Source organism: Enterobacter sp. JBIWA003 (assembly GCF_019968825.1).
GTDB classification, from domain to species: Bacteria; Pseudomonadota; Gammaproteobacteria; order Enterobacterales; family Enterobacteriaceae; genus Enterobacter; species Enterobacter quasiroggenkampii.
In genome coordinates, this window is sequence record NZ_CP074170.1 from 2,269,133 (window position 1) to 2,288,150 (window position 19,018).

At 57.0% G+C, this 19,018-nt stretch carries 24 protein-coding genes and 1 pseudogene; 20 read left to right on the forward strand and 5 right to left on the reverse strand.

Annotated features, from left to right (window positions below; translation table 11 throughout):
* Positions 1-70: 70 nt before the first annotated feature.
* The 16 genes from paaA to KGP25_RS10945 all read left to right on the forward strand — a co-directional run bounded on the left by paaA (position 71) and on the right by KGP25_RS10945 (position 13,354).
* Positions 71-1,000 carry a 1,2-phenylacetyl-CoA epoxidase subunit PaaA gene (gene paaA, locus KGP25_RS10870; protein ID WP_245405057.1) on the forward strand — a complete coding sequence of 310 codons (930 nt, stop codon included), beginning with the start codon at positions 71-73 and terminating at the stop codon, positions 998-1,000.
* An 11-nt stretch (positions 1,001-1,011) separates the two neighbouring features.
* On the forward strand, positions 1,012-1,299 hold the full coding sequence (paaB, locus tag KGP25_RS10875) for a 1,2-phenylacetyl-CoA epoxidase subunit PaaB (RefSeq protein WP_008502380.1): 288 nt from the start codon (positions 1,012-1,014) through the stop codon (positions 1,297-1,299).
* Positions 1,300-1,307: 8 nt separating this feature from the next.
* Positions 1,308-2,054 carry a 1,2-phenylacetyl-CoA epoxidase subunit PaaC gene (gene paaC, locus KGP25_RS10880; RefSeq protein ID WP_223540417.1) on the forward strand — a complete coding sequence of 249 codons (747 nt, stop codon included), beginning with the start codon at positions 1,308-1,310 and terminating at the stop codon, positions 2,052-2,054.
* An 11-nt stretch (positions 2,055-2,065) separates the two neighbouring features.
* Positions 2,066-2,563, forward strand: coding sequence for a 1,2-phenylacetyl-CoA epoxidase subunit PaaD (paaD, locus tag KGP25_RS10885; protein ID WP_223540418.1), 498 nt, complete (start codon positions 2,066-2,068; stop codon positions 2,561-2,563).
* Positions 2,564-2,570: 7 nt separating this feature from the next.
* A complete protein-coding gene (paaE, locus tag KGP25_RS10890) occupies positions 2,571-3,641 on the forward strand; it encodes a 1,2-phenylacetyl-CoA epoxidase subunit PaaE (protein WP_223540419.1) in 1,071 nt (356 codons plus the stop codon).
* Positions 3,638-4,405, forward strand: coding sequence for a 2,3-dehydroadipyl-CoA hydratase PaaF (gene paaF, locus KGP25_RS10895; protein WP_196346257.1), 768 nt, complete (start codon positions 3,638-3,640; stop codon positions 4,403-4,405). The genes paaE and paaF overlap by 4 nt, the downstream gene beginning before the upstream one ends.
* On the forward strand, positions 4,405-5,193 hold the full coding sequence (gene paaG / locus KGP25_RS10900; RefSeq protein ID WP_086374926.1) for a 2-(1,2-epoxy-1,2-dihydrophenyl)acetyl-CoA isomerase PaaG: 789 nt from the start codon (positions 4,405-4,407) through the stop codon (positions 5,191-5,193). The genes paaF and paaG overlap by 1 nt, the downstream gene beginning before the upstream one ends.
* A 1-nt stretch (position 5,194) precedes the next feature.
* Positions 5,195-6,619 carry a 3-hydroxyacyl-CoA dehydrogenase PaaH gene (gene paaH / locus KGP25_RS10905; RefSeq protein WP_223540420.1) on the forward strand — a complete coding sequence of 475 codons (1,425 nt, stop codon included), beginning with the start codon at positions 5,195-5,197 and terminating at the stop codon, positions 6,617-6,619.
* Positions 6,609-7,031 (forward strand): hydroxyphenylacetyl-CoA thioesterase PaaI, encoded by a 423-nt coding sequence (paaI, locus tag KGP25_RS10910; protein WP_044596350.1) that lies wholly within the window; start codon positions 6,609-6,611, stop codon positions 7,029-7,031. The genes paaH and paaI overlap by 11 nt, the downstream gene beginning before the upstream one ends.
* Positions 7,031-8,236, forward strand: coding sequence for a 3-oxoadipyl-CoA thiolase (gene pcaF, locus KGP25_RS10915; protein ID WP_223540421.1), 1,206 nt, complete (start codon positions 7,031-7,033; stop codon positions 8,234-8,236). Before paaI ends, pcaF begins: the two co-directional genes overlap by 1 nt.
* 27 nt (positions 8,237-8,263) lie before the next feature.
* Complete coding sequence (gene paaK, locus KGP25_RS10920) at positions 8,264-9,580, forward strand: phenylacetate--CoA ligase PaaK (RefSeq protein ID WP_223540422.1); 1,317 nt, start codon at positions 8,264-8,266, stop codon at positions 9,578-9,580.
* A gap of 185 nt (positions 9,581-9,765) precedes the next feature.
* Positions 9,766-10,701, forward strand: a complete 936-nt coding sequence (paaX, locus tag KGP25_RS10925; RefSeq protein WP_028016008.1) for a phenylacetic acid degradation operon negative regulatory protein PaaX — start codon at positions 9,766-9,768, stop codon at positions 10,699-10,701.
* Positions 10,702-10,710: 9 nt separating this feature from the next.
* A complete protein-coding gene (gene paaY / locus KGP25_RS10930) occupies positions 10,711-11,307 on the forward strand; it encodes a phenylacetic acid degradation protein PaaY (protein WP_025757959.1) in 597 nt (198 codons plus the stop codon).
* A 102-nt stretch (positions 11,308-11,409) separates the two neighbouring features.
* Positions 11,410-12,153 (forward strand): SDR family NAD(P)-dependent oxidoreductase, encoded by a 744-nt coding sequence (locus KGP25_RS10935; RefSeq protein ID WP_223540423.1) that lies wholly within the window; start codon positions 11,410-11,412, stop codon positions 12,151-12,153.
* A 52-nt stretch (positions 12,154-12,205) separates the two neighbouring features.
* Complete coding sequence (locus KGP25_RS10940) at positions 12,206-12,688, forward strand: glutathione peroxidase (protein ID WP_223540424.1); 483 nt, start codon at positions 12,206-12,208, stop codon at positions 12,686-12,688.
* A 105-nt stretch (positions 12,689-12,793) separates the two neighbouring features.
* The gene (locus KGP25_RS10945; RefSeq protein WP_048993101.1) at positions 12,794-13,354 is read left to right on the forward strand and encodes a hypothetical protein; all 561 of its coding nucleotides are present in this window, start codon (positions 12,794-12,796) and stop codon (positions 13,352-13,354) included.
* A gap of 94 nt (positions 13,355-13,448) precedes the next feature.
* On the opposite strand, the gene KGP25_RS10950 is transcribed toward KGP25_RS10945, so the two are convergent.
* Together KGP25_RS10950 and KGP25_RS10955 are read right to left on the reverse strand one after the other, a co-directional pair.
* Positions 13,449-13,835: a contact-dependent growth inhibition system immunity protein gene (locus KGP25_RS10950; protein WP_223540425.1), complete on the reverse strand. Its 387-nt coding sequence runs from the start codon at positions 13,833-13,835 to the stop codon at positions 13,449-13,451.
* Between the two features lie 203 nt (positions 13,836-14,038).
* Positions 14,039-14,489, reverse strand: a pseudogene (locus KGP25_RS10955) (GNAT family N-acetyltransferase); the annotation flags it as partial.
* Positions 14,490-14,601: 112 nt separating this feature from the next.
* Here KGP25_RS10955 and KGP25_RS10960 point away from each other — a divergent pair.
* Together KGP25_RS10960 and KGP25_RS10965 are read left to right on the forward strand one after the other, a co-directional pair.
* On the forward strand, positions 14,602-15,054 hold the full coding sequence (locus KGP25_RS10960) for an STM2901 family protein (protein ID WP_223540426.1): 453 nt from the start codon (positions 14,602-14,604) through the stop codon (positions 15,052-15,054).
* Positions 15,054-15,371, forward strand: coding sequence for a DUF1493 family protein (locus KGP25_RS10965; RefSeq protein ID WP_063401427.1), 318 nt, complete (start codon positions 15,054-15,056; stop codon positions 15,369-15,371). Before KGP25_RS10960 ends, KGP25_RS10965 begins: the two co-directional genes overlap by 1 nt.
* A gap of 24 nt (positions 15,372-15,395) precedes the next feature.
* Here KGP25_RS10965 and KGP25_RS10970 read toward each other — a convergent pair whose 3' ends face one another.
* The 3 genes from KGP25_RS10970 to KGP25_RS10980 form a co-directional block, all read right to left on the reverse strand.
* Positions 15,396-15,878 carry an Hcp family type VI secretion system effector gene (locus KGP25_RS10970; protein WP_196346266.1) on the reverse strand — a complete coding sequence of 161 codons (483 nt, stop codon included), beginning with the start codon at positions 15,876-15,878 and terminating at the stop codon, positions 15,396-15,398.
* A 307-nt stretch (positions 15,879-16,185) separates the two neighbouring features.
* Entirely contained in the window at positions 16,186-16,401 is a 216-nt protein-coding gene (locus KGP25_RS10975; protein WP_196346267.1) for a hypothetical protein, read from the reverse strand.
* A gap of 318 nt (positions 16,402-16,719) precedes the next feature.
* A complete protein-coding gene (locus KGP25_RS10980; protein WP_223540427.1) occupies positions 16,720-17,322 on the reverse strand; it encodes an XRE family transcriptional regulator in 603 nt (200 codons plus the stop codon).
* A gap of 43 nt (positions 17,323-17,365) precedes the next feature.
* Here KGP25_RS10980 and KGP25_RS10985 point away from each other — a divergent pair, with 43 nt between their 5' ends.
* Both KGP25_RS10985 and KGP25_RS10990 read left to right on the forward strand, forming a co-directional pair.
* Entirely contained in the window at positions 17,366-18,061 is a 696-nt protein-coding gene (locus tag KGP25_RS10985; RefSeq protein ID WP_223540428.1) for a B3/4 domain-containing protein, read from the forward strand.
* A 21-nt stretch (positions 18,062-18,082) separates the two neighbouring features.
* Positions 18,083-18,976, forward strand: a complete 894-nt coding sequence (locus tag KGP25_RS10990; RefSeq protein ID WP_223540429.1) for a dihydrodipicolinate synthase family protein — start codon at positions 18,083-18,085, stop codon at positions 18,974-18,976.
* Positions 18,977-19,018: the final 42 nt, after the last annotated feature.

Below are 19,018 nucleotides of genomic sequence, written 5' to 3' on the forward strand. Positions count from 1 at the left end.
ACTTTTAAAAAACAAAGTGATTCAACATTACGCTTTGATTTGCAAACTAACGAATCATAAAGGTGATGACGTGACGCAAGAACAACGGTTTGAGCAGCGCATAGCGCAGGAGACGGCGATTGAGCCTCAGGACTGGATGCCTGACGCCTACCGTAAGACGTTGATCCGCCAGATTGGCCAGCATGCGCACTCCGAAATTGTCGGCATGCTGCCGGAAGGGAACTGGATCACCCGCGCCCCGACGCTGCGCCGTAAGGCAATCCTGCTGGCGAAGGTGCAGGACGAAGCCGGACACGGGCTTTACCTCTACAGCGCGGCGGAAACGCTGGGCTGCGCACGGGAAGACATCTACCAGAAGATGCTCGACGGCAAGATGAAATACTCCTCCATCTTCAACTATCCGACCCTGAGCTGGGCCGATATCGGCGTAATCGGCTGGCTGGTGGACGGCGCGGCCATCGTCAACCAGGTGGCGCTGTGCCGAACCTCCTACGGTCCGTATGCCCGCGCGATGGTGAAAATCTGTAAAGAAGAGAGCTTCCACCAGCGTCAGGGCTTTGAAGCCTGCATTGCGCTGGCGCAGGGCAGTGAAGCCCAGCGCCAGATGCTGCAGGACGCCATCAACCGCTTCTGGTGGCCGGCGCTGATGATGTTCGGGCCGAACGACGACAACTCGCCGAACAGCGCCCGCAGCCTGGCGTGGAAAATCAAACGCTTCGGCAACGACGAGCTGCGCCAGCGCTTTGTCGACAACACGGTGCCGCAGGTGGAGATGCTGGGCATGACGGTGCCCGATCCCGACCTGCGTTTTGATGAAGAGAGCGGTCATTATCGCTTCGGCGAGATCGACTGGCACGAGTTTGACGAGGTCATTAACGGGCGCGGCATCTGCAACCACGAACGCCTGGCCGCCAAACGTAAAGCCTGGGAAGAGGGGGCGTGGGTGCGGGAAGCCGCACTGGCGCACGCGGAAAAACAACACGCCCGCAAAGTGGCTTAAGAGGAATCACGATGAGCAATGTCTACTGGCCGCTGTACGAAGTGTTCGTACGCAGCAAACAAGGGTTATCCCACCGTCACGTGGGCAGTCTGCATGCCGCCGACGATCGCATGGCGCTGGAAAATGCACGTGATGCCTACACCCGCCGCAGCGAAGGCTGTTCTATCTGGGTGGTTAAGGCGAGCGAGATTGTCGCCTCCCAGCCGGAAGAGCGCGGCGAATTCTTCGACCCGGCGGAAAGCAAGGTTTACCGCCATCCGACGTTCTACACCATCCCTGACGGCATCGAGCACATGTGAGGCAAAGAATGAATTCAGTCACTGCCTATGCCCTGCGTCTGGGCGATAACGGTCTGGTCCTCTCCCAGCGTCTCGGCGCCTGGTGCGGCCACGCGCCGGAGCTGGAGATCGATCTCGCGCTCGCCAATATCGGCCTCGACCTGCTGGGACAGGCGCGCAATTTCCTGACCTATGCCGCGGAGCGGGAAGGCCAGGGCGATGAAGACACGCTGGCGTTTGGCCGCGATGAGCGCCAGTTCCGCAATGTCCTGCTGGTGGAGCAGCCGAACGGCAGCTTCGCCGACACGATTGCCCGCCAGTACCTGATGGATGCCTGGAACGTGGCGCTGTATGAACGCCTGATCCAAAGCCGCGACGGCCAGCTTGCCGCCATTGCCGCCAAAGCGATTAAAGAGGCGCGCTACCACCTGCGCTTCAGCCGCGGCTGGCTGGTGCGTCTGGGCGACGGGACCGAAACGTCTGCGCAAAAAATGCAGCAGGCCATCGACAACCTGTGGCGTTTTACGGCCGAGTTGTTTGAGGCCGACGAGGTCGAGCGGGAGCTGATTGAGTCCGGCGTGGCGGTTGACCCGCGCCTCCTGCGTCAGCCGTGGGAAAGCGAAGTGTATGCCGGTCTGAATGAAGCCTGCCTGCAGGTGCCCGCCGAGGTGGCGTACCGCACCGGGGGCAAGCAGGGGCTGCATACCGAACATCTGGGTCCGATGCTGGCGGAAATGCAGTATCTCCAGCGCGCGTATCCCGGTCAGCAGTGGTAAAGGAGAACGCTATGCAACGCCTCGTCGACATCGCGCCCGCGCAAATCCCGCAGATCTGGGCGCTGCTCAGCCAGATCCCGGACCCGGAAGTGCCGGTGTTAACCATCACCGATTTAGGCATGGTGCGCAGCGTGAAGGCGCAGGGGGAAGGCTGGGTCATTGGCTTCACACCAACCTACTCGGGCTGTCCGGCGACGGAACATCTGCTGGGGGCTATCCGCGAGGCGATGACCGCGCACGGCTTTACTCCGGTGCACATTGTGCTCCAGCTTGAACCCGCCTGGACCACCGACTGGATGACCCCCGACGCGCGTGGGCGCCTGCGGGCGTACGGCATCAGTCCGCCGGTGGGGCATAGCTGTCACGCGCACACGCCGGTGGAGGTGAGCTGTCCGCGCTGCGCCAGCACCGACACCTCGCTTATCAGTGAATTTGGCTCGACGGCCTGCAAAGCGCTCTACCGCTGCAATTCCTGCCGTGAGCCCTTCGACTATTTCAAATGTATTTGAGGCTGCCATGACAACGTTTCATTCATTAACAGTGGCAAAAGTGGAACCCGAAACCCGCGACGCGGTGACCATTACCTTTGCGGTGCCGCAGGCGCTGCAGGAGGCCTACCGCTTCCGTCCCGGCCAGCACCTGACGTTAAAAACGACGCTTGGCGGAGACGAGCTGCGCCGCTGCTACTCCATCTGCCGGAGTACCGCTCCGGGCGAAATCAGCGTGGCGGTCAAAGCCATCGACGGCGGGCGCTTTTCCCGCTATGCCCGGGATGAGATCAAAGCGGGCATGGCGCTGGAGGTGATGGTTCCTCAGGGGCAGTTTGGCTACCAGCCACAGGCCGAACGCGAAGGCCACTACCTGGCAATTGCGGCAGGCTCCGGGATCACCCCGATGCTGGCGATTATCTCCGCGACGCTTGCGACCGAACCCAACAGCCATTTCACCTTGATCTACGGCAACCGCAGCAGCCAGAGCATGATGTTCCGCCAGGCGCTGGCGGACCTGAAAGACAAATACCCGCAGCGGCTGCAGCTGGTCTCCATCTTCAGCCAGGAGCGGCTGGACAGCGATCTGCTCTATGGCCGCATCGATGGGGAAAAACTGCAGGCACTGGCGAAAACCCTGATCAACTTCCGCCAGTATGACGAGGCCTTTATCTGCGGCCCGTCCGCAATGATGGATGACGCGGAAGCCACGCTGAAGGCGCTGGGGATGCCGGACAAATCCATTCACCTTGAGCGCTTTAACACCTCCGGAATCACCGTTAAGCGCGCGGTACACGTGCAGGCGGGCGGACAGAAAGTGACCGTTCGCCAGGACGGGCGCGACCGTGAAATTACCCTGACGGCGGACGACGAAAGCATTCTTGATGCCGCCCTGCGTCAGGGGGCAGATCTGCCGTATGCCTGCAAGGGCGGCGTCTGCGCCACCTGCAAATGCAAAGTGCTGCGCGGGAAGGTGGACATGGCGACCAACTACAGCCTGGAGCCGGACGAGCTGGCCGCCGGGTATGTGCTGAGCTGCCAGTCTTTACCGTTAACCGCCGACGTGATCGTCGACTTCGACGCGAAGGGGATGGCATGAGCGAGCTGACTGTTACCCGTCATGGCCGCGTGCTGCAGCTGACGCTAAACCGTCCGGCGGCGCGCAACGCCCTCAACAACGCGCTGTTGACCCAGCTTGCGGAACAGCTTGAGGCCGCCGCTGTGGATGCCGACATCGCCGTCTGCGTGATTTACGGCAGCGAGCGCTGCTTTGCCGCCGGGGCCGATCTCAATGAGATGGCGGAGAAAGACCTGCCTGCCACCCTGAACGATATTCGCCCGCAGCTGTGGGCGCGTATCAACGCTTTTCCTAAACCGCTGATCGCCGCCGTAAACGGCTTCGCGCTGGGCGCGGGCTGCGAGCTGGCGCTGCTGTGCGACGTGGTGATTGCCGGTGACAACGCCCGTTTCGGCCTGCCGGAAATCACGCTCGGCATCATGCCCGGCGCGGGCGGCACCCAGCGCCTTATCCGCAGCGTCGGGAAATCGCTGGCCAGCAAAATGGTGCTGACCGGCGAGAGCATTTCCGCCGAGCAGGCGCTGAACGCCGGGCTGGTGAGCGATGTTTTCCCGGCGGCGCTGACGCTGGAGTATGCCCTGAAGCAGGCGGCCCTGATGGCGCGCCACTCGCCGCTGGCGCTGCAGGCGGCCAAACAGGCGCTGCGGCAGTCACAGGAGGTGCCGCTCCAGGCCGGTCTGGCCCAGGAGCGCCAGCTGTTTACGCTGCTTTCCGCCACTGAAGACCGCCGGGAAGGCATCGACGCCTTCTTACAAAAACGCACCCCCGACTTTAAAGGACGCTAATTGTGGAATTTATTCTCAGTCATGTAGAACAGGGCGTGATGACCATTACGCTGAACCGTCCGGAGCGTCTGAACAGCTTTAACGACGTGATGCATCAGCAGCTGGCCGAGTGCCTGAAACAGGCCGAGCGCGATGACACCGTTCGCTGTCTGCTGCTCACCGGCGCAGGACGCGGCTTTTGCGCCGGTCAGGACCTGAATGACCGCAACGTCGACCCCAACGGCCCGGCGCCCGATCTGGGCATGTCCGTTGAAACCTTCTACAACCCGCTGGTGCGCCGTCTGGCAAAGCTGCCGAAGCCGGTCATCTGTGCCGTTAACGGCGTGGCGGCGGGCGCGGGCGCCACGCTGGCGCTCGGGTGCGACATGGTGATTGCCGCCCGTTCGGCCAACTTCGTGATGGCATTCAGCAAGCTCGGCCTGGTGCCAGACTGCGGCGGCACCTGGCTGCTGCCGCGCGTGGCCGGACGCGCCCGCGCTATGGGGCTGGCGCTGCTCGGGGACAAACTCAGCGCTGAACAGGCGCAGGCGTGGGGCATGATCTGGCAGGTGGTGGATGACGAGCAGCTCTCCACCACGGCACAGCAGATGGCCCTGCATTTTGCGTCGCAGCCGACCTTCGGCCTGGGGCTGATCAAGCAGGCGATCAACGCTGCGGAAACCAATACTCTGGACGCTCAGCTCGATCTCGAGCGCGACTATCAGCGCCTGGCCGGGCGCAGCGACGACTACCGCGAGGGCGTCAGCGCCTTCCTCGCGAAGCGCGCGCCGAACTTTACGGGGAAATAAGATGCTGAACATACGGACTGTCGCCGTGATCGGCAGCGGCACGATGGGCGCAGGGATTGCCGAAGTCGCCGCCAGCCATGGTCATCCGGTGCTGATCTACGACATCTCCAGCGATGCGATATCACGTGCCATCGACGGGATCCGCCAGCGTCTGGACTCCCGTGTAACGCGCGGAAAGCTCTCCGCCGATGCCGGGAGCCAAATCCTTGCCCGGCTGGTTCCCGTCACCGATATCGACGCGCTTTCCGCGGTCGATCTGGTGATTGAAGCGGCCTCGGAGCGGCTGGAGGTGAAAAAGGCGCTGTTTGCCCAGCTGGCGGAGATCTGCCCGCCGCAGACGGTGCTGACCAGCAATACCTCTTCCATCTCCGTCACGGCGATTGCGGCGGACGTCCACCACCCGGAACGCGTCGCAGGCCTGCATTTCTTTAACCCGGCGCCGGTCATGAAGCTGGTGGAGGTGGTCAGCGGGCTGGCGACCTCCCCGGAAGTGGCCGACGCGCTGTGCGAGCTGGCGCTGAACTGGGGCAAACAGCCCGTTCGCTGCCAGTCAACGCCGGGGTTCATCGTCAACCGCGTCGCGCGTCCGTTCTATTCCGAAGCCTGGCGCGCGCTGGAAGAACAGGTCGCTCCGCCGGAGGTGATTGACGCCGCCCTGCGTGAAGGTGGCGGCTTCCCGATGGGGCCGCTGGAGCTGACCGACATGATTGGTCAGGACGTCAACTTTGCGGTGACCTGCTCGGTATTTAACGCCTTCTGGCAGGAGCGTCGTTTTCTGCCTTCGCTGGTTCAGCAGGAACTGGTGCTGGCAGGAAGGCTGGGCAAAAAGAGCGGGAAGGGCGTGTACGACTGGCAGGGTGAAAAACCTGACGTGCAGTGGGTTGAGTCGGTGAACGACAGCTATAGCCCGATGCGCGTGGAAAAAAGACGTGACGGTGTCACGGAAATAGATGATGTCTATTTGGTTGAAACGCAGGGCGAGACTGCGCAGGCGCTGACGCTGCGGCTCAACGGCCCGGTGGTGGTGGTCGACCGGATTGAGCGTGACGTGGCGGTCATTGCCGCCGCTGCCAGCAACCCGCATTCCGCGACGCAAAAAGTCATCCGCTACCTGCAGCAGCAGGGGCATCGGGTGGTGCAAATTGCCGATTATCCCGGCCTGTTGATCTGGCGGACGCTGGCGATGATTGCCAACGAGGCGCTGGATGCCCTGCAAAAAGGGGTCGCCAGCGAGAAGGACATCGACACGGCCATGCGCCTGGGCGTGAACTACCCGAGCGGGCCGATCGCCTGGGGCGAGCGTCTGGGCTGGCAGCGCCTGCTGACGCTGCTGGAGAACCTGCAGCGTCATTACGGCGAAGAGCGCTATCGCCCCTGTTCACTGCTGCGCCAGCGCGCGCTTCTGGAGAGTAGCTATGAGTCATAACGCCTGGCATAACGCCCGCGCCATGTACGAACGGGACGCCTGTGCGCAGGCGATGGGAATGGACATTGTCGAGATGGACGAGGGCTACGCGGTGGTGACCATGACCATCACCCCGCAGATGCTGAACGGCCACAAGACCTGCCACGGCGGCCAGCTGTTTTCGCTGGCGGATACCGCCTTTGCCTACGCCTGCAACAGTCAGGGGCTGGCGGCGGTAGCCTCCGGCTGCTCGATTGACTTTCTGCGTCCGGGCTTCGCCGGGGACACGCTCACCGCCACCGCGCGGGTGAAGCATCAGGGCAAGCTGACCGGCGTGTATGACATTGAAATCCATAACCAACAACAGAAAACCGTCGCCCTTTTTCGCGGAAAATCTCACCGCATCGGCGGCAGCGTGACAGGAGAGGCCTGATGCGTGACGCATTTATTTGTGATGGCGTTCGAACCCCGGTGGGCCGTTACGGCGGCGCGCTTTCCGCTGTTCGAACTGACGATCTCGGTGCTGTGCCGCTGCGCGCGCTGCTGGCCCGCTACCCGCAGCTCGACCTGGAGCGGATTGACGACGTGATTTTCGGCTGCGCCAACCAGGCGGGGGAAGATAACCGCAACGTGGCGCGCATGTCGTCGCTGCTGGCCGGTGTGCCGCAGACGGTCTCCGGCACGACGATCAACCGCCTGTGCGGTTCCGGGCTGGACGCGATTGGTTTTGCCGCGCGCACCATTAAGGCGGGCGACGGCGACCTGCTGATCGCGGGCGGCGTGGAGTCGATGTCCCGCGCGCCGTTTGTGATGGGCAAAGCTACCGCGGCGTTTCAGCGACAGGCGGAGATGTTCGATACCACCATCGGCTGGCGATTTGTGAATCCGCTCATGCATCAGCAATTCGGAACTGACAGTATGCCGGAAACGGCAGAGAATGTAGCTGAATTGTTAAATATCAGCCGTGCCGATCAGGACGCCTTCGCGCTGCGCAGCCAGCAGCGTACCGCGCAGGCGCAGCAGAACGGCGTTCTGGCGCAGGAGATTGTCTCGGTGCCGGTGCCGGGTAAAAAAGGGGCGATCACTGAGTTCAGCGTGGATGAACATCCGCGCGCGGACACCACGCTCGAACAGCTTGCCGGGCTGAAAACGCCGTTCCGTAAAAACGGGGTGGTCACGGCCGGAAATGCCTCCGGGGTTAACGACGGCGCGGCGGCGCTGATCGTCGCCAGCGAGAAGATGGCGCTGGCGCAGGGGGTAGTTCCTCGCACGCGGATCGTGGCGATGGCGACGGCGGGCGTGGAGCCACGTCTGATGGGGCTCGGCCCGGTGCCGGCCACCCGCAGGGTGCTGGAGCGCGCCGGACTCAGTATTCACGATATGGACGTCATTGAGCTTAACGAAGCTTTCGCCGCGCAGGCGTTGGGCGTGCTGCGTCAACTGGGCCTGCCGGATGACGCCGCGCACGTCAACCCGAACGGTGGCGCGATTGCGCTGGGCCACCCGCTGGGCATGAGCGGCGCCAGGCTGGCGCTGGCCGCGAGTAACGAACTGCACCGACGCGGCGGGCGCTACGCGCTGTGTACGATGTGCATCGGTGTGGGTCAGGGCATTGCCATGATCCTTGAGCGTGTTTGAGCATAAAAACAATGTGAGTACCCTACAATGACAAATACAACAAAGCTTGATCCGATTGAAACGGCCTCCCTTGACGAGTTACAGGCGCTGCAGACCACGCGTCTGAAATGGACGCTGCATCACGCCTATAACAACGTGCCGATGTACAAACGCAAGTTTGATGCTGCGGGCGTTCATCCTGACGATTTCAAAGAGCTGGCGGATATCCGTAAGTTCCCGTGCACCACCAAGCAGGATCTGCGGGATAACTATCCGTTCGATACCTTCGCCGTGCCGATGGAGCAGGTGGTGCGCATTCACGCATCATCCGGCACCACCGGCAAACCGACGGTGGTCGGCTACACCCAGGGCGACATCGACAACTGGGCCAACCTGGTGGCGCGCTCCCTGCGCGCCGCGGGCGGCAGTGCGAAGGATAAAATTCACGTGGCGTATGGCTATGGCCTGTTTACCGGCGGGCTGGGGGCGCACTACGGGGCCGAGCGTTTAGGCGCGACGGTGATCCCGATGTCCGGCGGCCAGACGGAGAAACAGGCGCAGCTGATCCGCGATTTCCAGCCGGACATGATCATGGTGACGCCATCCTACTGCCTCAACCTGATTGAGGAGCTGGAACGTCAGATGGGCGGCGATGCCAGCACCTGTTCCCTGCGCGTGGGCGTCTTCGGCGCCGAGCCGTGGACGCAGGCCATGCGCCGTGAAATTGAAAAACGCTTAGGCATTACGGCCCTGGACATCTATGGCCTCTCCGAAGTGATGGGGCCGGGCGTGGCGATGGAGTGTATCGAAACCGTCGACGGCCCGACCATCTGGGAAGATCACTTCTACCCGGAGATCGTCAACCCGAACGACGGCACGCCGCTGGATGACGGTCAGCAGGGCGAACTGCTGTTCACTACGCTGACCAAAGAGGCGCTGCCGGTGATCCGCTACCGCACCCGCGACCTGACGCGTCTGCTCCCGGCAACCGCGCGCAGCATGCGCCGTATGGATCGGATCAGCGGCCGCAGCGACGATATGCTGATCATTCGCGGCGTCAACGTCTTCCCGTCGCAGCTGGAAGAGGAGATTGTGAAGTTCGAACACCTTTCTCCGCACTACCAGCTTGAGGTGAACCGTCGCGGACATCTTGATTCACTTTCTGTGAAGGTGGAGCTGAAAGAGAGCAGCCTGATGCTGACGCACGAGCAGCGTTGCCAGGTGTGCCACCAGCTGCGCCACCGTATTAAGTCGATGGTGGGGATTTCCACCGACGTGACAATCGTGAACTGCGGCAGCATCCCGCGCTCGGAGGGCAAAGCCTGCCGGGTGTTTGACCTGCGTAAAGTTGCGGCCAACGGTTAAAACAACACCCCCCTCATCCTGGCCTTCCCCCCGAAGGGGAGAAGGGACGGTACGGTGCGGTCTTTTGCCTCCTCAGAAAGGGCGAAGGGACTGCTCGGTGTGGCATTTTCCCCTCTCCCCTCTGGGGAGAGGGTCAGGGTGAGGGTCCTATGCTATGATTCATCCAGGACAAAAATAACAACAGAATGAATCACATGAATAAACTCGACGCCTTTATCCAGCACGCGGTCAGCTCCGTTCCCGTCAGCGGGACCTCGCTTATCTCCTCGTTATACGGTGACGCGCTTTCCCATCGCGGCGGTGAGATTTGGCTCGGCAGCCTGGCTGCCTTACTGGAAGGCATGGGGTTTGGCGAACGGTTCGTGCGTACCGCGCTGTTTCGCCTCAACAAAGAGGGCTGGCTGGACGTTTCGCGCATCGGGCGACGCAGCTTTTACCGCCTGAGCGATAAGGGGCTGCGCCTGACGCGTCGCGCGGAGAATAAGATCTACCGCGCGGAACTGCCCGCCTGGGACGGTAAATGGTTATTGCTGCTCTCCGAGGGGCTGGATAAAACCACCCTGGCCGACGTTAAAAAGCAGCTGATCTGGCAGGGGTTTGGCACGCTGGCGCCGAGCCTGATGGCCTCGCCGTCACAGCATCTGGCGGACGTGCAGTCCCTGCTTCACGATGCCGGCGTAGCGGAAAACGTGATTTTCTTTGAAGCCCACTCGCCGCTGGCGCTCTCGCGCGCCGCGCTGCGTTCACGCGTAGAAGAGTGCTGGCAGTTAACCGAGCAAAACGCGATGTACGAGTCGTTTATCAGCTCGTTCCGGCCGCTGCTGCCGCTGCTGAAAGAGGCCGCGCCGGAGGAGCTGACGCCGGAACGCTGCTTCCAGATCCAGCTGCTGCTGATTCACTTTTATCGTCGCGTGGTGCTGAAGGACCCGCTGCTGCCGGAAGAGTTACTGCCTGCGCACTGGGCAGGACAAAGCGCCCGACAGCTCTGCATTAATATCTATCAGCGTGTCGCGCCGGGGGCGCTGGCGTTTGTCAGCGAGAAGGGCGAAACCTCTGTCGGCGAACTGCCCGTGCCCGGCACGCTCTACTATCAACGCTTTGGTGGTCTTACAAGCGCATAAGGAGGGAAGATGCCTGTTTATCAAATTGACGGCCTGACGCCGGTCGTGCCTGACGAGAGCTATGTTCACCCCACAGCGGTGCTCATTGGCGACGTGATTCTGGGCAAAGGCGTTTACGTCGGTCCCAATGCCAGCCTGCGCGGTGATTTTGGCCGTATCGTGGTGAAAGACGGGGCGAACATTCAGGATAACTGCGTGATGCACGGTTTCCCGGAGCAGGACACGGTGGTGGAAGAGGACGGGCACATCGGCCACAGCGCCATTCTTCACGGCTGCGTGATCCGCCGCAATGCGCTGGTGGGCATGAACGCGGTGGTGATGGACGGGGCGGTCATTGGTGAAAACAGCATCGTCGGCGCGGCGGCGTTCGTGAAGGCCAAAGCGGAGATGCCTGCCAACCATTTGATCATCGGCAGCCCGGCAAAGGCGATCCGTGAGCTGAGCGAGCAGGAGCTGGCCTGGAAGCAGCAGGGCACGCGGGAATATCAGGTACTGGTGGAGCGCTGCAAGCTGACGATGCATCAGGTAGAGCCACTGCGCGAGGTTGAGCCTGAACGCAAGAGGCTGACGTTTGACGAGAATTTACGGCCGAAGTCGGCGGTGTAGGACGGGAAGTTCGCGCCACGGCACTAACGGGAAGATGTTACCCCGCCCCGTCATGCTATAAATCCTCCGACACAGACTCATCACGATAAAGGACGCAGAGTTATGCTGAGAGGAAAACGCGCTGTTATCACGGGTGGCGGCGGGGGATTTGGTCAGGCGCTGTGCGTCTGGCTGGCGCGAGAGGGCGTTGACGTGGATTTTAGCGCCCGTCGGGTCGAGGATATAGAAAAAACCTGCGCCCTCATCGCGGCTGAAGGGGGTGTGGCAAGAGGGTATCTTTGCGATTTAGCCCAGCCGGAATCCGTTTCTCAGTTCTCTTCGCAGGTCTTACATGCAGACAGGCCAATTGATATTTTACTACTGAATGCTGCTCAGTGGCTGTCAGGGACTCTAGACGAACAATCGAGCACAGAAATCGTCAATACCGTCAGTTCAGGCCTGACAGGTTCAATCCTGCTCACCCAGGCTTTGCTTTCAGGATTGCGACGTTCAGACGGCGCAGACATCATTGCGATTATATCCGCATGCAGTATTCCGAACTTTACAGATTCCATTGCCCATCCCGCTTTTTTTGCCAGCAAACATGGAATGAGCGGCTTTATCACCAAACTGTCAAAACAATTGTCCCGGGAAAATATAAGGGTGACCGGCTTGTATCCACCCGATTTTGAACTTACCGGGTTAGACGCGCTTGTCGACGATCGCTCACGAATGGGGGAGCGCTTAATGAATGGACGATCTGTCTGGGAAACGGTGCGTTTTGTGCTGACTCAGCCCCGTAGCTGCCATATTGGTACCGTCTACTTTCAGGGGCCCACTCGCGAAGATCTGGAATGTCAGTCCTGAACCTCGTATTTTTGTATCCACCTCTCGATTTAGCAGAACAGGTACCACACAGATGACGCGCTTTTACGAATTTACCGCTACCAGCCTTGATGGCCGACCGATCTCTATGGCCGACTATGCGGGTAGGGTGGTTCTGGTTGTTAATACGGCCAGCCAGTGCGGCTTTACGCCCCAGTATGCGGGTCTTGAAGTGCTGTACAAAAAATACGCCGATCAAGGGCTGGTGGTGCTTGGCTTCCCCTGCAACCAGTTCGGTAAGCAGGAGCCTGGCGGAGCCGACGACATCTCAAAGACCTGTTACATTAACTACGGCGTCAGCTTTCCCATGTTCGAGAAAGTCGAGGTTAACGGTGCCGCAGCACATCCGATGTTTCGTTATCTGAAAGACGAATTGTCCGGCGTGCTGGGTGGGCGGATTAAGTGGAACTTTACCAAGTTCCTTGTCGGGCGTGACGGTAAACCCCTCAAGCGCTTTGCACCAATGACTACGCCAGAGAAAATGGAGGGGGCAATTGTTGCGGCACTGGGAAGGTGAGTATTTTGTCGCCAGAGCCATCCGTTTGTTGGGGATATGTTGCTGTCATGACCTCAGCTTGTAAAGTAGTATGAATACTTCTGCATTATACACTCGGAATACTCCATGACATTACAAGCGACTTATCTTGAACAGGCCACGCCCGGCGATGAAACGGAAGGTGTTTCGATAATAGACGTCAATCCTTTTGGCTCTAAGGGAGAAAAAGATCGGCGGTTGCTAATGAGTAACGACGGCGAGCCCCTTCTGATTTTACAGTTATATATACGTGCAGATGAGGATGGCTGGCTTATTTCCAGCGCCTTTTCTGAGTTTCTTCTGAATGAATCTCACGTGGCTATTATTTGTGGCGACCATTTTCATGTTTTTGACATGGCCACACACATGTTCAAAAGCCATCCACTAGATGATTACGTTGGACATATTTATTCAGTTCCTGACATCCATGCAGACAAGCTACATGACCGGGTTCTGGTCGCCACTTACTGCCACGTTTTCCTCGTGGATATTGCTGCGGGCGTTATCTGGAAATCCAGGCAGTGTGCCATTGATGGTGTAATCATAACATCAATAGAGAATGATACAGTGCTTGGACAGGGAGAGTGGGACCCGCCAGGAGGCTGGGAACCTTTTAAGCTTGACCTTAAAACGGGTATCCTGATTTGAAGAAGTAATTATCCCACAGTAATTGGCAGAAGCAGATTTTGCTAACATTGTAACATCTTAATTATGGATGAATTTCTCTCAATGCTTAAAAATATCAATTGTGAGCAAGTGCTGATATTTTTTCAATAGATTTAATTGATTGGCTGTCAAAATTATGCTTATCCAACTGACTCAAATAGGTGCTAATCCGCTTCAAAATCGCCATTATCGAAGGGGGCTGTGCTTCAGTCAGCATCGAAATATCGTAAAGAAGTTGCCCGTCATAATCTCCAGCTAAAGGATCTTCGTATAAAAAAACCTCAGCTCTTGGTAAAACATACTCCAAAAAGACATCTTGTCTGATTGATCTGGATATGTCAAAAATACTGAGCTCATCGATTGGTATATCCAAAATAGAATAAAACCACTCATCCAAAGATGAACGATTAGTAGGTTTATAGTCAATGTGGTGGGCTTTTAAAATAGCACCGAACGTGGTCATTAACAGTCTCTTTTTGTAGTGTATATGGATGAGCATATAATACCCATCACATACGTTCAATTCGAAAACTAAAGATCCGATTCTTGCTCACCGCTGACCTTTAGCTCAGTTAGCATGTCCGCTCAGTGCCAGTGACGTACATTGGTTTTTTTCTGAACACCGCAGAATGATTCTTTTATTTAAATGATGTAGAGTAAGTACTCTCACATTGATTGTCTTAACCATTCACTATGCGTGAGAGAGAAAAGCAGGCTCGGCGGCGCGTCTTTCACATCATAAATCTCTTTTATGTATTTCAACCCAGCTTTTTGAAGAACTTTCTGCGATGCCACGTGGTTACCTCTAACTACGGCAGAGATCTCGGTCAGCTTTAACTCACAAAAACCATATCTGACAGAGTTTTTCGAGAACTCTGTCGCCAGACCTTTTCCCCATGCCTCTGTGGCGAAACGATATCCTAAGTTATTAATTATTATATCAGCATAACTGCTGATACTCAGACCGCCAAAACCAATGATTCTATCAGGGCTATCCTTCAAAGAGATTGCCCAGTTTCCGAAACCGTGGGTTTCCCAGTGGTTGACCCAACGAGTTAAAACAGTTTTTTTCATGCTGTATGTCAGGATAGGGCCCAACTGGGTTAAAGGTGTTCGTACCCCGGTCACATCGGGCTTTATTCTGAATTTTTCGAAAGTGGTACATCCGCATTACCTCTTAAAAATATTAAGGGTTTAACCTTGCGCTTATTTGACCAAGGGATTAAGCAATGGGCGCATTAGGTGAACAGGGCGGGACATACAATTATCACGGTAACGAGAACTTAACCCAGCATGAGCTCTTCATGCTAATCTTCGCTGAATGTCTGGCAGACCATACGGGAATATCCGTGGAGACAGCTGCTACGATTCTCGCAGGACAGCCTATTATTCCCAAGCGTAAGGTGCTGGGGGCGTCAGGCTCCCGCACAAGCATTGCCTCCAAAGTAGCTCGTCGTATTTTGAAGGGCGTACGCTTCTCTTCTGGGGTGAGGGTGGAGACCATTATCGGTGTGGGTAAAGTACGATACACGAACAGCGTAGGGGCGGTAGTAGGAAGAGCCGTTCCGTATATTGGTTATGCTCAGGCAGTGATTGTCTTTGCCATTGTGGCCAGAGAAACCCGGAACAAGTACAACCTCATAGCACGACCGGAACATCGGATCGCCTGGACATATTTCTAATGTTGTTGCCTGATGAGCAAGAGTTTTTAGATTACATCACTGAGAACTACAGTGAGCGTAAGCAACCCGCCAGGAAGGATTGGACCTTTCAGGAGCACTTCAACCTCGTCCCTGAAGATCTGGAGGACATGCTACTCGACCTTTTCACCCGGTATGGAATAGAGCACAGCAACTTTGTCCTGGATAACTACTTTGAGCCTGAGCTGTTTTGGTTCCAGTTTGGGCTTAGAAAGAAGTTTCGTGATCGGCAGTACAAGCCGCTAACGCTTGAAATGATTATTGAGTCCGCCAAAGCGGGGCGCTGGCTGTATGATTAAGGGGCTTAGCGCCCCTTACGTTCTCTACGCAGACTGGCGTTCGTTCCAGGCATCGCTGAAGATGATGTTCCCGTCGTTATGCTTCCAGGTGATCTTCTCGTAACGCAGCTCCACCGTCTCCATGTGGTTTTCGTTCGGGTTATCGCCTGGTGCCATTGCAGGGGAGATAGAAACAATCCGTACCCCCTCAAGCAGCATGTTGAAGTACTCTTCCTCCTGCCCGTGGTAGTTGATCCGGTACCATTTTATTTCAGCTGACACCAGACTTTGACCGGTGGCCACAGCCTTATAGAGATATGGGCTTGAGCAGTCGAATTCTTTGATGATCAGCATAGGCGAGTGCATGCGGGTGCCGGTTATTTTGCCGGTGGCGTTATCTGTTGGGATCATGAGGTTGTGGTGGAACCCTTTCACCTCGATACTGCAATCTCTGTCCTGGACATCAACCCCGCCTTTGATTAATGCGCCGCCGTCGTCCTTAAGCCATAAGTAAGCTGGTATAGCCATTTCCCTATTTCCTTATCTCGTTCAATAACGTGATTGTCAGGAGATATATACCCGTCGTAATGAGAAGAATGTTCAACATTCCGATATAAGTATAGATCTCGTATAAACTGTCCTGGCCTATCTCGTCGGGCCCATACAACACCTCGCCAATACGGTTAGCCCAGATATAGCTAAACCACCCGTCAGCGGGGCCCAGCGCGCGTCCTACAGGGAGGGATAACGCGATAAAGCAGACCGTCTTCACCGCTCTACGGACAAGTGCCTGCATTACCACCGTCAACCACCTCTATCCATACTCGGGCCAAGCTTACTGGCATCTCATCTCACCGATGGACTGGATGTTAGGCATGGCCTGCACCTTCTCGACTGGGTTCGAACATTCGTAAGAGCGTATTGGTCTCATTTTGTCGTACAGCGTCACCTTTATCTTCTCGCACTTCAGCTCAATCGAGTGATCTTTCGCTGCATTCCCTGCTACCGGCACCAGCAGCGCCAGTGCCATTACCGCGCTTGAAATCTTCATTCATATTCCATGCATTCAATGAGATTATTGAAGGCAAGCCTATGCCTGTAACAGTCATCGAAGTACTAACCAGATCATGTTTATGACCAGAATTGTCATTTTCAGATAATGACCTGATATTTTTTAATCAAAATTAAGAAGTTAGCTTATGAAGGTTCCTGAAAGTTTTCGTATTTCCAGCGGCCCATTGGGCACGTCTGCAGCTGATGGTAACAATGGCCTTTTCGTCATTCCGCGCGGGAACGGCTCGAAGCAAAACCTCACTGTTATCGCCAGCGAAGGGGAAGGCTGGGAGCACGTTTCGGTGCCGGGGAATGCTCAGGATGCTTTTTCATGTACTGTCATGATAAATACCAGCGGGTTCTCCCCCTGGTTTTCATAGAAATGAGGAACGTCCGTTCTGGCGGTTGCCGAACAGCCAGTATTTACCCGATACACGTGTTCCTGTACGCCGAGTGTGAGCGTGCCCGACTGCACATAAAACAGTTCAAGCGTACCTTCCGTGTGGCCGGGGGACGCAAATTTTTCCCCCGGCTGCATTTCCCACATCCAGAGCTCGGTCATATCAGGGCCACCTGACCCTGCGAGCAATCTTGCTCTCCCGCCTTTTTCACCTTCCCACAATTCAGGGATCTCATCTTCAGCGATGAGATGCACGGTCGGTTTTGAACTGACATCCACAAAATCAGCCACCGAAACCCCCATTGCGGCAGCCAGGCGGCATAACAGAGCAATGCTGGGATTCGCCCGGCATCCCTCTATCTCAACCAGCGCTCCCTTGCTGACGCCTGCCCGACGCGAGAGTTCATCAAGGGAGATTTTCTTTTGCTTACGATACAGTTTTATTCGCTGCGATACGGCTTCATTCACGGAACTGGCGATCGAAATTGCATCGGTCATTAAATTGACTTTTTTGGTCATTGGTCATTATCATGGAATAAAGTGGTCATTACAGGATTATCACGTGCTAACAGTATCGCCGTCAATTGCCCCTGAAATTTATCGTATTGCTCCCGGTTTTCGGGCACTCAGCATCTGCGTAAAAGCTGCGCCAGTGCTTAATCCCGACACTGGAGAAATGGCGCTGCGTGAAGCCTGTGAAGCCGTTCTGGCCGGTGAACCAGAGTGGGCGGACTCTCATCTGGCGGCATGGGCCGACGTTTTTCAAAAGTTTGGTGCTAAACCTAAACGCACTCCTTGCTCAGCGGATGCGTTACGCAAGCGCGTGTTACGTGACGGAACGATGCCAGCGCTCGATCCTATCGTTGATCTTTATAATGCCGTTAGTCTCCGCTATGCCGTTCCGGTTGGTGGAGAGAATCTCTCTGCCTATCAGGGGGCGCCGCGTCTGACTGTGGCAAAAGGAACAGAGCCTTTTGATACCGTCAAAGAGGGAGAGGCCACCGTTGAGTATCCTTCACAAGGCGAGGTTATCTGGTGTGATGATATCGGCGTGACCTGCCGTCGCTGGAACTGGCGACAGGGGATCAGAACCCGCTTAGGCTTGGAAGCTCAGCAAATGTGGTTTATTCTGGAGAGTCTCCCGCAGATGCCGCTGGATAGACTTCACGAAGCCGGGAAGATGCTGACCGACGGCCTGGAAAAAATGATGCCCGGTCTGTGGTTTGAAGTTGCTCTCATCGAAGAACAACAGCAGTAATACCCTTCAGGAGAAACAGTTATGTTTACCGGTTTGTCGGCGTTTCCATTAACCCCAGTCACTGCCAGCGGCGTGGATGAAAAGGGTTTCAGCCATATTCTTTCCCGTCTTACAGACGCTCGGGTTGATTCTATGGGCATCCTGGGGTCAACCGGAAGCTACGCCTATCTGACCCGGGAGCAGCGCAAGCGCGTAGCAACGCTGGCAAAACAGCATGCAGGGAACATCCCCGTTATGGTGTGTGTGGGAGCGGTCAGTACCGATGCCATTCTGCATCTGGCAGATGATGCACAGGCAGCTGGTGCGAATGCGCTGTTACTCCCGGCGGTCAGTTACCAGCCACTCCGTGACGAAGAAGTCTTCTCACTCTTTGAGACCGTTACCCGGCACGTTTCTGTACCGGTGTGTATCTATGATAATCCGGGCACTACGCATTTTACCTTTACGGATGAACTCCACGGTCGTCTCTCCTCACTTGAGGGGGTTCGCTCGGTCAAGATCCCTGGCGTCCCGGATAGCCCCGCTGCAGCGATTGAGCGGGTGAATACGTTACGTCAACATTTGCGCCCTGGCGTAACAATCGGTATTAGTGGCGACGCTTATGCGGGGCTGGGATTAAACGCCGGTTGTGAAGTGTGGTATTCCGTGTGTGGCGGTCTGTTCCCTGAGATGGCGAAACAAATCACCGAAGCTGCGGCGGCAAACGATCATCAACGCGTTACAGCCCTGACAACCCGCCTCGAGCCGTTGTGGTCGCTCTTCCGGAAACATGGGGGAAGTATTCGCGTTATTGCCGCTGCTGCTGGTGTGCTTGGGCTTACCGACATGGATTGCCTGCCTCGACCTCTGCAACCATTGTCAGCTGGTGATATCGCGGATATTGCCCATGTGATAAGCATGCTGGAGCTGAAGTGATCTCTCCGCAGGACGGGGTGTCTACCGGTCCTTTTGAAACCT